The organism is Stenotrophomonas sp. FW305-3-2-15-E-LB1 (assembly GCF_058787375.1).
On record NZ_JBYSZR010000035.1, the window covers coordinates 1 to 13,923 of the forward strand.

The following is a 13,923-nucleotide window of genomic DNA, read 5'->3' on the forward strand; positions in this document are numbered from 1 at the left end:
CCAAGCCCCCATGGATGGGTTCACGGCGTCCCCGGCCCAGCCCACCCGCCCGGCCAAGCGCATGAATCGCGTTTTGCGGCCACCCACGAGGGGCTGCGCCGTTCGCGGGAACCTACGCCGCAGGCGCAGGCTTCTGCCGCAGCAGGCTGACCGCCAGGCCACCCACCACCAGCACGCCCAGGCCAAGCAGCGCCCACAACAACCATGCCTTCCAGTCGCGCTGCGGCTCCAGCGCCGCCGCGCCGGCCAGTGTCTCCGGGGCACCTTCCAGGCGCGCCAGCGTCGGCTGCCACGCGGGGTCGTTGCGCTGGCGCAGTTCCTCGATCAGCACCGCGATCGGGGCTTCGGCACGGCGTGCGGTGGCGCTGCCCACGGCCAGCGCATACGGCGCCGCGCCCTGGCTCAGGAACACCATCACTTCCGGCTGGTAGCCCAGGCGCAGGGTCGGCGCCGTGGCCGTTTCCACCGGGCTGGCCACCAGCTTCCAGTAACGGTCACGCCACGGTCCGGCCAGTGACTGTGCCGCCGACTGCTGGCGCTGGCCCGGTGCGCCCTGCTGCACCTGGTAGGCGATCCACGGCGCGCTGCGCCGCTGCCATTCCGCGCTGGCATCATCGCGGCTGTACAGCGTCCACTGCACCAGGCTGTTGTCGGTGCTGGCCACGTCGGCCTTGCTGACCGGGAATCGCCCGTCCAGCTCGAAGGTGTATTCGCCCTTGCCAGCGGCGGTCGGCTGCAACGACAGCCACTCCCACGGCACCGTCGCCGGGGCGGGCGGCAACTCGGCCAGCACGCTGCGCAGGGTCGGCAGGCGCGCTTCGCCCTGCGGCAGCACGCGCAGGTAACGCGCATTGCCATCCACCTGCAGGCGGCGCTGCAGCAGGCGCTTGCCGGCGCGCTGCAGGTCCACCAGCGGCACATCGCGCGACACCGCGCGCCAGTGCTGCAGGTCGTCGCTGGCGTCGACCTGCACCTGTGCCTGCAGGGGTTGGCCGCTGTCGACCCAGTCCAGCACCAGCGCCGCGACCGGCTGCTGGCCCAGCACGCTGCCATCGATCAGCCAGCCAGCCTGCCCGTTCGCCACGGCGCCACTGCCCACCCGCGCCTCGACCCGGCGAACGCGGCCATCGGTATCGCGCTCGGTCAGCAACTGCAGGTCGTTGCGCTGCGCTTCGGCCAGCGGCGGCAGCGCGAACCACGGCAGCTCGCGCTGCACCGGCGGCTGCGCCAGCGGCTGGTCGGGGGCCAGCAGCGCCGACGGCAACGCCTGCCCGGCGGCGTTGAACACCTGCAGGTCGCCCAGGTCGGCACGGCCAGCGCGGCGGTAGATGGCCGGCTCCAGCACCACGCGGTAAGCGCCGGACTGCGCGCTGGACAGGCTCAACGGCCACTGCTCGGCGTAGTGCCTGCGGTAATCGTTGGCCTGCGCGGATGCCGTACCCGCCACGGCCAGCAGGATCGGCAGCAATGCACTGCGCCATGTCTTCATTGCGTGTTCTCCACGGTCGGCGCGGTGCCCGGGGGCGCCGGCGCCAGATAGCCCACGACCGTGCACAGCAGGCCGTAGGCGATGAACGACGCGATACCCAGCAGGTTGCCCAGGTGCTGGCGGTCGATCAGCACCAGCTTGGCCAGCACCACGGCCATCAACACGGCACCCACCATCCACAGGACGCGCTGGCCACGGCGCGAGCCCCAGACCCAGGCGATCACGCCCAGCACGCTCCACAGCACCGTCAGGCTGGTCTGGGCCAGGCTCCCGCGTGCCATCGACGGGCTCCAGGGCGCGCCGCCCCAGTGGTGGACACCGTGCAGCACGGTGCTGGTGAGGGCGATGAAACCGGCCAGCGCCAGCACCGGCACGCGCAGGCGCTGCAACGAGGCCGGGGCCTGGCTGCCGAACAGCCAGCGCGCGGCCAGCAGCAGGCTCAGCCACTGCGCAAGTTCAGCCGGGTTGAGCACCGGCAGCCACGGCAGCGGATCGGCATCACCGGCCAGGCTGATGCCGATCCACCAGGCACAGGCCAGCACACCAAACACCACGGTCTGCAGGGTGGTGCGTGCCGCGTCGAAGGCATCGCCCAGCGGCCAGCGCAACCACGTCCAGCGCCACAGCGACACGGCCGCCAGCAGCAGCCACGGCAGGGTCACCAGCAGCGCCGTCCAGCCCTGCGCCAGCTGCGCGGCATCATCGCCCCACAGCGCAAGCAGGGACAGCAGCGAAGGCCACAGCAGCCACCACAGGAACTGGGCGATGCGGCCCACGCCGTCGCCGCTCTGCCGCAGGCACAACAGCGTGCGCACGCCCAGCACCGCAAACACCGCCCAGGCCAGCCCGCCATAGCCGGCAAACGGCTGCTGGTGCGCATCGCCCTGCAACAGCGCCAGCGGGAAGCCCGTCGCCAGCATCAGCAGCGCGGTCATGCCCAGCGCACGCGCCGGTTGCCGACGATGCACCTCGGCGGCCAGCCAGGCGGTCACCGCCGCCAGCACCAGCAGGGCATCGGCCTTTGCTGCGTGCTCGATGAAGCGGACGATTTCATGGACGAAGCCGCCCAGCCACCACAGCAGGCCCCACAGGTAATAGACCAGGGCCACGTCATGCCGCGCGCGGCGCTGGTAGCTCCAGGCACTGGCGAAGCCGGCCACGGCCAGCAGCAGCGCGCCGACGGCGGTGGCGTTGAGCAGGAACCGGGTGTCGCCGTGCCAGTGGTCGGCGCCCACCACGAAGGCGAACGCGGCACCGAGCTGCAGCAGCGCGGCAGCCACCTGCGGCAGCCAGCGCTTCTGCCGCAGCCCCAGCCACGCCAGGCCAGCACCTTCCAGCGCGAACACCGCGCCGGTGGCACGCGCCGACAGCGCCAGCGGCACCGCGAGCGTGGCAAAGCCCACCGCCAGCACCGCGTGCGACTGCGCCAGCACGCTGTACGACGCGCGATGGATCAGCGCGCGTGCCAGCAACGCATAGACCGCCGCCAGGCCCAGCGCGCACAGCGCCAGCGTCATCGGCTGCTCGTGCAGCATGCCGGCCTGCAGCGAGAACGCGATCAGCGGCGTGCCGAACACCAGGCTGCCATCGACCAGATCGCGGCGCTCGGCCGGCTGGCGGCGTGCGTACAGCAGCGGAATCAGCAGGTAGAACGCGAAGAACAGCAGCAGGAAGGGTTCGGTGCTGGCGAACTTGTCGGCGCGGTACTGCAGCACGCCCCAGAAGGTGCCGATGCCGAAAGTGAAAGCAAAACCCAGCAGGTTGAGCGCGCGCCACGGGCGGAACCAGGCGATGGCGAAGATGCCCGCATTGAGCACCGCGTAGTAACTGAACAGCCCGACGTGGTTGCCACTGCCGGTAGACAGCCACAGCGGCGCCATGAAGCCGGCGAGGATGCCCAGCACTGCCAGCGTGCGCGAGTTCTGCACCACGGCCAGCACGCACAGGCCCGCCACCAGCAGGATCGAGCTGGCGAAGGCAAAGCCGGGGTTGATGAGTTCGAAGCGCTTGAACGCAGCGAAGATGGTCAGCAGCAGCACGCCGATGGCACCGCCCTGCAGGGCCAGCGCAAACAAACGACGACGTTCGCGCTGGTGCCAGCCGAAGCCCAGCAGGCACAGCGCACCGACGGTGATGGCGGCCAGGCGCAGCTCGATGGGCAGCACCAGCCAGCCCTGGTCGCTGACGTACTTCAGCAGCGCGGCAACGCCGGCCAGCAGCACCAGCATGCCGATCTTCACCGGCACGTTGCCCTCGGTGAACCAGCGTTTGGCCGCGCCCACGGCGCGTTCAACGACGTTGGGCTGCGCCGGCTGCGGCGGCAGCGGCGGGCGCGCCGATACCGGCGGTGGCACGGGTGGCACGGGGGGCGCAGGTGGTTCGGGCGCGGGACGCGGTGCAACGGGAGGTACCTGCGATACCACCGGCGGCGGAGCGGCCGCAGCCGGGCGCAGGACCGGCGGTTCGCGGGTCCCGGCGGCGGGCGCGGCGGGCCGTGGCGGCGCCACGGCGGCCTCGGCCTCACGCGGCGGGGCGGCAGCGGCCGCGATGCCGTCAGCCACTGCGCTCTCCAGCGCGGCCACGCGCCGGCGCAGGCCGGCAATCATCACCAGTGCCACCACCAGCAGCAGCGGTATCGCCAGCAGGGCCAACACCACCAGGACGATCAGTGCTTCCATTCTTCGTCTACCCCAACGCAGCCGCGCCCCAGCGGCAGCGGTCCGTGGCCCATGCTACGTCAGCCGGGCCCATGAACGACGAACCCCGGCAAGCCGGGACCCATAAACAATGAACCCCGGCAAGCCGGGGTTCGTGTGCGGATCTTCGCGGGCCTTACTTGGCCGCGACGACCTTGGCCATTTCCAGGCACTTGTTCGAGTAGCCCCACTCGTTGTCGTACCACGACACGAGCTTGACGAAGGTGCCGTCGAGGGCGATGCCGGCGTCGGCATCGAACACCGAGGTGTGGGTTTCACCGATGAAATCGGTGGCCACCACCTTGTCTTCGGTGTAGCCCAGGATGCCCTTCAGCGCGCCTTCGCTCTGTGCCTTCACTTCGGCGCAGATCTCGGCGTAGGTGGCTTCCTTTTCCAGCTCGACGGTCAGGTCGACCACCGACACGTCCGAGGTCGGGACGCGGAAGCTCATGCCGGTCAGCTTCTTGTTCAGTTCCGGGATGACCACGCCGACGGCCTTGGCCGCACCGGTGGACGACGGAATGATGTTCTCCAGGATGCCGCGGCCGCCGCGCCAGTCCTTGTTGGACGGGCCATCGACGGTCTTCTGGGTGGCCGTGGCCGCGTGCACGGTGGTCATCAGGCCGCGCTTGATGCCCCACTTGTCGTTGATGACCTTGGCCAGCGGGGCCAGGCAGTTGGTGGTGCACGACGCGTTGGAGATGATCGCCTGGCCGGCGTAGGTCTTGTCATTCACGCCGAACACGAACATCGGCGTGTCGTCCTTCGACGGAGCCGACAGGATGACCTTCTTCGCGCCCGCATCGATGTGCTTCTGCGCGGTTTCCTTGGTCAGGAACAGGCCGGTGGCTTCCAGCACGACGTCGGCGCCGACTTCGTCCCACTTCAGGTTGGCCGGGTCGCGTTCCTGGGTCAGGCGGATCTTCTTGCCGTTGACCAGCAGGTCGTTGCCCTGCACCGCCACGTCGGCCTTGAAGCGGCCATGCACGGAGTCGTACTTCAGCATGTACGCCAGGTAGTCCGGCTCCAGCAGATCGTTGATGGCCACGATTTCGATGTCATCGCCGAAGTTCAGCACCGCCGAGCGCAGGACGTTGCGTCCGATGCGACCGAAACCGTTGATACCAACCTTGATTGCCATGTTCAGAAGCTCCTGCAGCCGCGACAGGTGCGGCGGGATGGATAGGGCCCATAAGTCTAGCAGCACCCCACTGGCTACCGCCGGCCAGCGCCGCGGGCTGGCAGGCGGCGGGACAGGATTTGATCCGGATCAAAGCGTTAGCGCGGCGTGAGGCCGAGACTGGCCCCATCTACCCCGCAACGAGAACACCCCCATGCGCAAGACCTCCCCCCTGATCCTGGCCGGCCTGGCCGCTGCCGTCTCGCTGGCCGCCGCCCCGGCCATGGCCCAGTCCAAGGGCGACTGGACCGTCTCGGCCGGCGTCCACCAGGTCGCCCCGAAGTCGAACAACGGCTCGCTGGCCGGTGGCACCCTGAAGGTGGACGTCGACAGTGACATCAAGCCGACCATCACCGGTGAATACTTCATCGCCGACAACCTCGGCATCGAAGTGCTGGCCGCGCTGCCGTTCAAGCACGACATCAACATCAACGGCCTGGGCCGCGTGGGCAGCACCAAGCACCTGCCGCCGGTGGTAAGCCTGCAGTACCACTTCAACAGCAAGGGCAAGGTCTCGCCGTTCGTCGGCGCGGGCCTGAACTACACGACGTTCTTCAGCGAGGACACCACTGGCGCGCTGGCGGCCAGCAAGCTGAAGCTGGAAGACTCGTGGGGCCTGGCCGCGCATGCCGGCGTCGACTTCGCCATCGGCGAGAAGGGCGCGCTGCGCGTGGACCTGCGCTGGATCGACATCGACAGCAAGGTGAAGCTGGACGGCGAGAAGATCGGTACGGTCAACATCGATCCGCTGGCTTACGGCGTCTCCTACGTCTTCAAGTTCTGATTCAAGTTCCAGGACACCCACAAACCTCGCAGCATGTTGCCCCGGTGTGTGTGCCGGGGCTTTTTTTTGGACACATTGCGTCAAACCCGCGGTTACCTTCGCCCCGCTAGAATGGGCGCATGAAAGCCCTGCACTCCCTGATCCTCGCTGCCGCCCTCGCGCCGGCCCTGCTGACCCTGTCCCCCCCCGCCCATGCCTGGGGCGCGCAAGGCCATCGCCTGGTGGCCGAAGTGGCCGATACCCGCCTCAACCCGGCCGCGCGTGCCGAGGTCGACCGCCTGCTGGCCACCGAGCCCGGCGCCACCCTGGCCAGCATCGCGCCGTGGGCCGACCAGCTGCGCGCCAAGGACCCCGGCCTGGGCCGTCGCTCCGCCGGCTGGCACTACGTCAACATCGCCGAGGACGGCTGCCAGTACGAGCCGGCCAAGCATTGCAAGAACGGTAACTGCATCGTCGAAGCACTGAAGGCGCAGAGCGCCATTCTCGGCGACCACAGCCTGACCGACGGCGAGCGTCTGCAGGCGCTGAAGTTCGTCGTGCACATGGTCGGTGACGTGCACCAGCCGATGCATGCCGGCTACGGCCACGACAAGGGCGGCAACGACTTCCAGCTGCAGTTCGGCAACCGCGGTACCAACCTGCATTCGCTGTGGGACAGCGGCATGCTCAACACCCGCAAGCTGGATGACGCCGGCTACCTGCCGGTGCTGCGCGCGTTGCCGGCGCCGAAGCTGGCCCGCCAGTCCAACCCGCAGCGCGACCCGCAGCGCTGGGCCGAAGCCAGCTGCCGCATCTCGGTGCAGCCGGGCGTGTACCCGGCCACGCACAAGATCGGCGATGAATACACCGAGCGCTATCGCCCGGTGGCCGAAGCACAGCTGCGGCTGGCCGGCGAAAATCTGGCACAGCTGCTGAACCGCGTGCTCGGCACGCGCTGAGGAGGTTCCGATGTCGGCCCAGGTCCAATCCTTCTTCCACCGCGACAGCAATACCTTCAGCTACCTGGTCTTCGACCCGGACAGCGGTGAAGCGGCGCTGATCGACCCGGTCCTGGATTACGACCCGGACACCGACGCCAGCAGCGACGCGCCGGTGCGCCCGCTGCTGGAGGCCATCGAGCAGCAGGGCCTGCGCCTGCGCTGGCTGCTGGAAACCCACGCCCATGCCGACCACGTGTCGGCCGGGCGGCGGCTGAAGCAGCGCTTCCCGCAGGCAACCCTGGCCATCGGCGAGGGCATCCGCGAGGTGCAGGCCACCTTCGCACCGCGCTACGGCCTGGAGCTGGCAGCGCAGGACGCACACTTCGACCATCTGTTCACCGACGGCGAAACCTTCGCGCTGGGCCAGTTGCAGGGCCGCATCATCGCCGTGCCCGGCCACACCAGCGACAGCATCGCCTACCTCATCGGCGATGCGCTGTTTACCGGCGACTCGCTGTTCATGCCCGATGGCGGCACTGCCCGCTGCGATTTCCCGGGCGGTGATGCCACGCAGCTGTACCGCTCCATCCAGCGCCTGCTTGCCCTGCCCGATGCCACCCGCGTGTTCGTCTGCCACGACTACGGCCCGGGTGGCCGCGCGTTCGCCAACCAGACCACCATCGGCGAGCAGCGCGCGCACAACATCCACGTGCACGACGGCGTAGAGGAAGCCGCGTTCGTCAGCGTACGCGAGGCACGCGATGCGACCCTGGCCGAACCCAGGCTGATGCAGCCGGCGGTGAAAGCCAACATCGTTGGCGGCGCCTGACGACAGCGGTGGAAAACCGCCGGGCGTGGCCCGGCGCTACCCGTTACCTGCCCTGCGTGCGTACCACGTGCTGGCCCTTCACGATCTCGAAGGTGAACGCGTACTGCAGGGTGACCGCCACCGGTTCGATGCGGTCCGCGCCCTCGCAGCCACGGTCATCAGGCATCTTGCCCGGTGCGAAATGGCAGACCGCTGCGGACGAGTACAGCCACTGCGCGACCGCGGCCTGCGCAGCCTGCAGCAGCGGCCCGTTCTCCGCCGCCAGGCCGGCGCTGCATTCACTGCGGTCGGTCAGCGGCTGGCTGCGTTCAACCCGACCCTGCGCGTCGACCACCACCTGCAGGCAGATGGTGGTCGGTGCCAGCGAGGTGCGTGGGTCGTTCCCGCCCACCACCGGGTCGGGTGCGGTATGCAGCTGCGGCATCCGATAGCCCTCGCTGGCCGCCAGCGTGTAGGGCTGGATCTGCCCGCTACCGTCCCCATCCGCCGCGCGCAGGCGCTGGTGGCCGACGTTCTCGCTGCGGGTGTCGACCGTGGTCACGCGCTCCCGGGTGGCGCAGCCTGCCAGCAGCACCGCTGCAATACACAGCGGTGCGCCCTTCATCGCGGCCTTCACTGCGCCTGGCCACCAGCAGGTTCGGTGTTGTCCATGGCGTAGGTGATCGGGACGCGCAGCTTGCCGGCCACCGGCTTTCCATTCTTCATCGCCGGCGTGTAGGTCCATTTACGCGCCGCTGCGATCGAGGCAGCTTCGAATACTCCGGGGTTGGTCGCACTTTCCACCTGCACGTCGGTGACGGTGCCCTTGGCATCGACGGCCACGATCAGGTTCACCACACCGGTCTGGCCCTTCTCGAAAGCCTCGGCCGGATAGCTGGGCGGTGACATCTTCTGGGCCTGGATCGGGCTGTCCAGGCCGGCCTTGGCGGCATCCGCCGCGGCGTACTGGAACGGTTCGGCGCTGACTGACGGCGTGCCCTTCACCGCACCCTGGCTGGCCCAGGCCAACGCAGCAACACCCATGCACAACCCCATCAGCAACACCTGGCCGGACACCTTCGGCAATGCCTTCCGCTTCGACTGCTTCAACATGGCGATACGCTCCTTCAACACGGGTTGGCTGCGCCAATGACATGCCATCGGTGCAACCGGGTGGACCAGCTGCGCCTTCAACAGCGTGCTGGCATAAAGACGGCGCTGCGTCGGCTGCGCGGCAACGGTGCGCGCATCGCAGGCCAGTTCCTGGTCGCGCAGGAAGCGGCGCGCGGCCCACGGCAACAACGGGTGGAACCAGAACACGGAACGTGCCAGCAGCAGGGCGCCATTGGCCCAGTGGTCACCGTTGCGGCGGTGGCTGCGTTCGTGGTGCAGGATCAGCGCCTGTTCGTCGGCATCGAACTGCTGGTCGAAGTGCGGGCCGACCACGATGCGCGGCTGCCACAGGCCGACCAGCGCGGGCAGGCCAGGATCGGCGCTGGCCTGCCAGCTGCCATCGCCACGTGCCTGCAGCGTGCCCAGTGCCCGCTCGAAGCGGCGTTGCGCGCGCAGTTCGCGCGCCAGGTGCACGCCGGCGCCCAGCCCCCAGACCAGGGCCAGCAGCCACGGCCACATCGGCAGCTGCGCGGTGACACCTTCAACGGTGCCCGGCACCACCTTCAGCGGCAGCGTGGGTACATGCTGCAGCACCGGCAATGCCCGCAAGGCCGGCAGGGGCAGCAGCAGGGCCACCAGCAGCAGCGGCAGCAGCCACCAGCTGCGATAGGCCAGCTCCGCGCCGCCCAGCTTCACCAGCAGTGGCCGCGCGGCTGCCAGCAGCAGCACGCCCAGCGCCAGCCACAGGCTGGCCTGCCACAGTCCATCGAGCAGCTCATTCATCGTCCATCTCCTGGATCAGCTTCTTCAGTTCGGCAATGTCCTGCGCCGTCAATTGCCCGCGCTCGCTGAAGTGCGCCACCAGCGGCGCCACCCGGCCATCGAACACGCGGCCGATGAAGTCCTGGCTCTGCGTTTCCACCCAGGCCTGGCGCTGCAGCAGCGGCTGGTACAGGTAGCGGCGGCCATCGCGCTCGGCGGCGATCGCGCCCTTGGTCAGCAGGCGGTTGAGCAGGGTCTTGATGGTCGGCTCGGCCCATTCACGGTGGGCCAGTGCGGCCACCACCTCATCGGCACTGCGCGGCGCCTGCTGCCAGAGCACCTCCATCACTACGGCTTCGGCTTCACTGATCGGGGTCATGGTTTACATCCGTAATCGAAAACCCGATTACGCGCGTAATCGAATGGGATGTCAAGCCCTCGACTGTCGGTTCATCCGGCCTGCCCCAGCATCGGTCCTTCTGCCCACGGAGCCCGCATGAAGCCGCTGCGCAAACTGGATTACCCGGTGGACCAGGCCCGGCGTTTCCTCGAGCCGGGCCCCATCGTGCTGGTCAGCACGGCGGCCCACGGCCAGCGCAACCTGATGACGCTGGGCTGGCACATGGTGATGGGCTTCTCGCCCTCGCTGCTGGCCACCTACATCTGGAACGAGAACCACAGCTTCGCCCTGGCCCGCGACAGCCGGCAGTGCGTGATCAACGTGCCGGGCGTGGAGCTGCTGGACACCGTGGTGGACATCGGCAACTGCAGCGGCCGCGAGGTGGACACGTTCGCGCGGTTCGGCCTGGATGCAGTGCCCGCCCGCGACGTCGCCGCACCGCTGGTCGGCCAATGCCATTCCAGCTTCGAGTGCCGGCTGCACGACGACAGCCAGGTGCAGGCCAACAACCTTTTCATCTGGGAAATCGTGCGCGCCCACGTCGCACCGCGACCGAAGCTGCCACGCACGTTCCACTACCGGGGCGATGGCCGGTTCATGGTTTCGGGGCAGGAAATCTCGCGTCGACGGCGGTTCAAGCCCGACATGCTGTAATGCCAGCACTCCCCTTGCCGCAGGACCGCCACGCATGACCGAACACCTGACCGACCTCGACGCCGCCGTTGACTGGCTGTTCGCGCGCGTGGACGGGCCGCTGCGGGTGGGGGCACCGCTGGCACTGGGCAAGCCGCACCGGCTGCTCAATGCGTTGTATGCGCGGGTGGAAGGGGATGCGTCGCGGCCGCTGCAGCTGTACACCGCACTGTCGTTGAACCCGCCCAAGGCACGCGGCGATGGCCTGGAGGCGCGCTTCATGGCGCCGTTCGTGCAGCGCCATTTCGGCGAGGATTTCCCGCGCCTGGCCTACGCCGATGCGATCGCCCGCGATGCGCTGCCGCCGCATGTGGAGGTGGAGGAGTTCTACATGCAGTCCGGTGCGCTGCTCGGCTCGCGTCAGGCGCAGTCCAGCTACACCAGCCTGAATTACACGCAAGCCGCCGATGCCGTGGCGCAGCGCGCGCCGCACGTGATCGTGCAGAAGGTGGCGATGCGCCCGGACGATCGCCGGCTCTCGTTGTCGTGCAACAACGACATCACCCAGGACACCCTGGACGCGATGGCCGCGCGTGGACTGCCACGCCCGCTGCTGGTGGCCGAGATCGACCCGCAGCTGCCCTACCTGGGCGGCACGGCCACGGTGGATGTGTCCTTCTTCGATCTGGTCATCACCCCGCCGCCGCCGTACCCGGCGCTGTTCGGCCTGCCACGGCAGCCGGTGGCCGATGCGGACTACGCCATCGGCCTGTACGCGAGCACCCTGGTACGGGATGGCGGCACGCTGCAGATCGGCATCGGCACCCTGGCCGATGCACTCAGCCATGCGCTGGTGCTGCGCCACACCGACAACGCGCGCTACCGCCGTGTGTTGAACGCGCTGGACCCGCAGCTGGCCAGCCACCCGCTGGTGCAGGAAATCGGCGGGCTGGATCCGTTCGAGGTTGGCCTTTACGGCTGCAGCGAAATGCTCAACGAAGGCTTCCGGCGGCTGGTGCAGACCGGCGTCATCCGGCGCAAGGTGCACGACGATCTGGCGCTCATGCAGCGCATCGAGAATGGCAGCACGCTGTCCATCGACCATGCCACGCTGGAAGCCGAGGGCGAATACCTGCACGGCGCGTTCTACCTCGGCTCGCCCGAGTTCTACGAATGGCTGCGCACGCTGCCCGAGGACGAGTGCCGCGCGATCGGCATGCGCCGCATCAGCGAGATCAACCAGCTGTACGGCGGCAACGAGACGCTGGAGCGCCTGCAGCGCCGCCATGCGCGCTTCTTCAATTCCTGCATGATGGCCACCGCGCTGGGTGCGGCGGTGTCCGATGCGCTGGACGACGGCCGCGTGGTGTCCGGCGTGGGCGGGCAGTACAACTTCGTAGCGATGGCGCATGCGCTGCCGGAAGCGCGCAGCGTGCTGATGTTCCGGGCCGCGCGCGACGACAAGGGCCAGCGCGCCTCGAACGTGCGCTGGAACTATGGGCACACGACCATTCCGCGCCACCTGCGCGACATCTACCTCAACGAGTACGGCATTGCCGACCTGCGCGCGTTGACCGACGACGACTGCGTGCAGGCGATGGCCGCGATCACCGAAGCGCCGTTCCAGGCAGGGCTGCTGCAGCAGGCCTACGCATCGCGCAAACTGCGTACAGGGCGGCACCCGGACCCGCAGCGCGAACAGCGCAACACGCCGCAGGCTCTGGCCTTGGCACTGGCCCCGTTCCGTGCCGATGGCACCCTGCCCGACTACCCGCTGGGCAGCGATTTCAACGAGATCGAGCAGGTGCTGGTGAAGGCACTGGGCTGGCTGAAATCGAACACGCAGACGCGCGGTGACATGCTGCGCACGGTCTGGGCAGCGCTGCGGCAGCCGGCCGGCGATGGCGATGCGGTGTACCTGCAGCGCATGGGCCTGCAGGCACCAAAGGAGTTCGGCGAGCGCCTCAACGCACGGCTGCTGCGCCTGGCCCTGGCCCGCACCGCGTAACTGCGCGGTGGTAGCGCCGGGCCACGCCCGGCGGACAAGCATCAGTGCCAACCACGGTTGGCACCTACCTGGGCACGGCGGCACGCTATCCTGTAGCGATGAAAGACGATTCCCGTTTCCTGCATGACCTGCAGCAGCGCCAGGCTGCAGGCGAAGACCTGCGGTACCTCTGCTTCTGGGGCCACCAGCCGCCGCGCAGCGGTGTGTCCGCCTCCTGTTTCAGCCAGTGGTATGACGCCGGCTTCGACATCGACGGCGTGCATTACCGCACCGCCGAGCACTACATGATGGCCGGCAAGGCGCGCCTGTTCGGTGCCACCGAGCTGCTCGACAGGATCATCGCCAGCACCACGCCGGACAAGGCCAAGGCACTGGGCCGCCAGATCGAAGGCTTCGACGAAGCGCGCTGGGTACAGGCGCGCTACGGGTTGGTGGTGGACGGCAACAAGGCCAAGTTCGCCCAGAACCCGGAACTGGGGGCGTTCCTGCGCGCGACCGAAGGCTGGGTGCTGGTCGAAGCCAGCCCGGTGGATTTCATCTGGGGCATCGGCCTGGCCAAGGACCACGCCGACGCGCACAACCCGGCGCAGTGGCGCGGGTTGAACCTGCTGGGGTTCGCACTGATGGACGTGCGCGGGGCGATGTAGCGTCTATCCACGCATGGCGTGGATCTACTGCTGACTGTTCAGCATGTCGCCCGGATACAGGCGCTTGATCGGAGGATGTTCCCGATGTTCCGCTTGCCATAGATCATAGGCTGCCTGCATCGCCAGCCACATCCGTGCATTTCCCAAGCCAGCCAGTTCCAGCCGGTACGCCAGCTCTGCAGAAATGCCCGCATGCCCGTTGATGATCGTCGACAGCTGCCCTCGGGAGTACCCCAGGTGCTGCGCCAGCGCACTGATGGACATGCTGATCGCCGGCAGGATGTCCTCGCGCAGCGACTGCCCCGGATGAGGCGGGTCATGCATCGGCATTGCAGGTGCTCCGTCTGGCCGCCAGGCAGTCCCTGACACGCCTATGTTTTCGCAGAAAGCGCAGTACAGGCGGAAGAGGCCAACGCGACATCACCGGTTCGCCGATGAATCATTCTGGGAAAGGCAGTGTTCCCACCCAAAAACGAGAAAGGC

At 68.4% G+C, this 13,923-nt stretch carries 13 protein-coding genes; 6 read left to right on the forward strand and 7 right to left on the reverse strand.

Annotation, left to right across the window (positions count from 1 at the left end; all coding sequences use genetic code 11):
- Window positions 1-112: 112 nt before the first annotated feature.
- From AC3WL7_RS18925 to gap, 3 genes are all read right to left on the reverse strand, one after another.
- Window positions 113-1,489 (reverse strand): DUF3999 domain-containing protein, encoded by a 1,377-nt coding sequence (locus tag AC3WL7_RS18925; RefSeq protein WP_492752442.1) that lies wholly within the window; start codon window positions 1,487-1,489, stop codon window positions 113-115.
- Complete coding sequence (locus tag AC3WL7_RS18930) at window positions 1,486-4,167, reverse strand: DUF2339 domain-containing protein (RefSeq protein ID WP_492752443.1); 2,682 nt, start codon at window positions 4,165-4,167, stop codon at window positions 1,486-1,488. The genes AC3WL7_RS18925 and AC3WL7_RS18930 overlap by 4 nt, the downstream gene beginning before the upstream one ends.
- Window positions 4,168-4,321: 154 nt before the next feature.
- Entirely contained in the window at window positions 4,322-5,326 is a 1,005-nt protein-coding gene (gene gap, locus AC3WL7_RS18935; protein ID WP_492752445.1) for a type I glyceraldehyde-3-phosphate dehydrogenase, read from the reverse strand.
- Between the two features lie 193 nt (window positions 5,327-5,519).
- Here gap and AC3WL7_RS18940 point away from each other — a divergent pair, with 193 nt between their 5' ends.
- The 3 genes from AC3WL7_RS18940 (at window position 5,520) to AC3WL7_RS18950 (ending at window position 7,898) form a co-directional block, all read left to right on the forward strand.
- Complete coding sequence (locus tag AC3WL7_RS18940) at window positions 5,520-6,149, forward strand: OmpW/AlkL family protein (RefSeq protein ID WP_492752446.1); 630 nt, start codon at window positions 5,520-5,522, stop codon at window positions 6,147-6,149.
- Window positions 6,150-6,268: 119 nt separating this feature from the next.
- The gene (locus tag AC3WL7_RS18945) at window positions 6,269-7,087 is read left to right on the forward strand and encodes a S1/P1 nuclease (RefSeq protein ID WP_492752447.1); all 819 of its coding nucleotides are present in this window, start codon (window positions 6,269-6,271) and stop codon (window positions 7,085-7,087) included.
- A gap of 10 nt (window positions 7,088-7,097) precedes the next feature.
- Window positions 7,098-7,898, forward strand: coding sequence for an MBL fold metallo-hydrolase (locus AC3WL7_RS18950; RefSeq protein ID WP_492752449.1), 801 nt, complete (start codon window positions 7,098-7,100; stop codon window positions 7,896-7,898).
- Window positions 7,899-7,941: 43 nt separating this feature from the next.
- On the opposite strand, the gene AC3WL7_RS18955 is transcribed toward AC3WL7_RS18950, so the two are convergent.
- From AC3WL7_RS18955 to AC3WL7_RS18965, 3 genes are read right to left on the reverse strand one after another with little or no spacing between them, the layout of a single operon-like run.
- Complete coding sequence (locus AC3WL7_RS18955) at window positions 7,942-8,502, reverse strand: hypothetical protein (RefSeq protein ID WP_108760458.1); 561 nt, start codon at window positions 8,500-8,502, stop codon at window positions 7,942-7,944.
- A gap of 8 nt (window positions 8,503-8,510) precedes the next feature.
- A complete protein-coding gene (locus tag AC3WL7_RS18960) occupies window positions 8,511-9,773 on the reverse strand; it encodes a M56 family metallopeptidase (protein ID WP_492752451.1) in 1,263 nt (420 codons plus the stop codon).
- Entirely contained in the window at window positions 9,766-10,131 is a 366-nt protein-coding gene (locus AC3WL7_RS18965) for a BlaI/MecI/CopY family transcriptional regulator (RefSeq protein ID WP_079223013.1), read from the reverse strand. The genes AC3WL7_RS18960 and AC3WL7_RS18965 overlap by 8 nt, the downstream gene beginning before the upstream one ends.
- Before the next feature lie 117 nt (window positions 10,132-10,248).
- Here AC3WL7_RS18965 and AC3WL7_RS18970 point away from each other — a divergent pair, with 117 nt between their 5' ends.
- The 3 genes from AC3WL7_RS18970 to ybiA all read left to right on the forward strand — a co-directional run bounded on the left by AC3WL7_RS18970 (window position 10,249) and on the right by ybiA (window position 13,440).
- Window positions 10,249-10,806 (forward strand): flavin reductase family protein, encoded by a 558-nt coding sequence (locus tag AC3WL7_RS18970; protein ID WP_492752452.1) that lies wholly within the window; start codon window positions 10,249-10,251, stop codon window positions 10,804-10,806.
- 34 nt (window positions 10,807-10,840) lie between these two features.
- The gene (locus AC3WL7_RS18975; protein WP_492752454.1) at window positions 10,841-12,793 is read left to right on the forward strand and encodes an acetyl-CoA hydrolase/transferase C-terminal domain-containing protein; all 1,953 of its coding nucleotides are present in this window, start codon (window positions 10,841-10,843) and stop codon (window positions 12,791-12,793) included.
- Window positions 12,794-12,891: 98 nt separating this feature from the next.
- Complete coding sequence (ybiA, locus tag AC3WL7_RS18980) at window positions 12,892-13,440, forward strand: riboflavin biosynthesis intermediates N-glycosidase (protein ID WP_200734158.1); 549 nt, start codon at window positions 12,892-12,894, stop codon at window positions 13,438-13,440.
- A 24-nt stretch (window positions 13,441-13,464) separates the two neighbouring features.
- Here ybiA and AC3WL7_RS18985 read toward each other — a convergent pair whose 3' ends face one another.
- Window positions 13,465-13,770, reverse strand: a complete 306-nt coding sequence (locus AC3WL7_RS18985; protein ID WP_492752457.1) for a HigA family addiction module antitoxin — start codon at window positions 13,768-13,770, stop codon at window positions 13,465-13,467.
- Window positions 13,771-13,923: the final 153 nt, after the last annotated feature.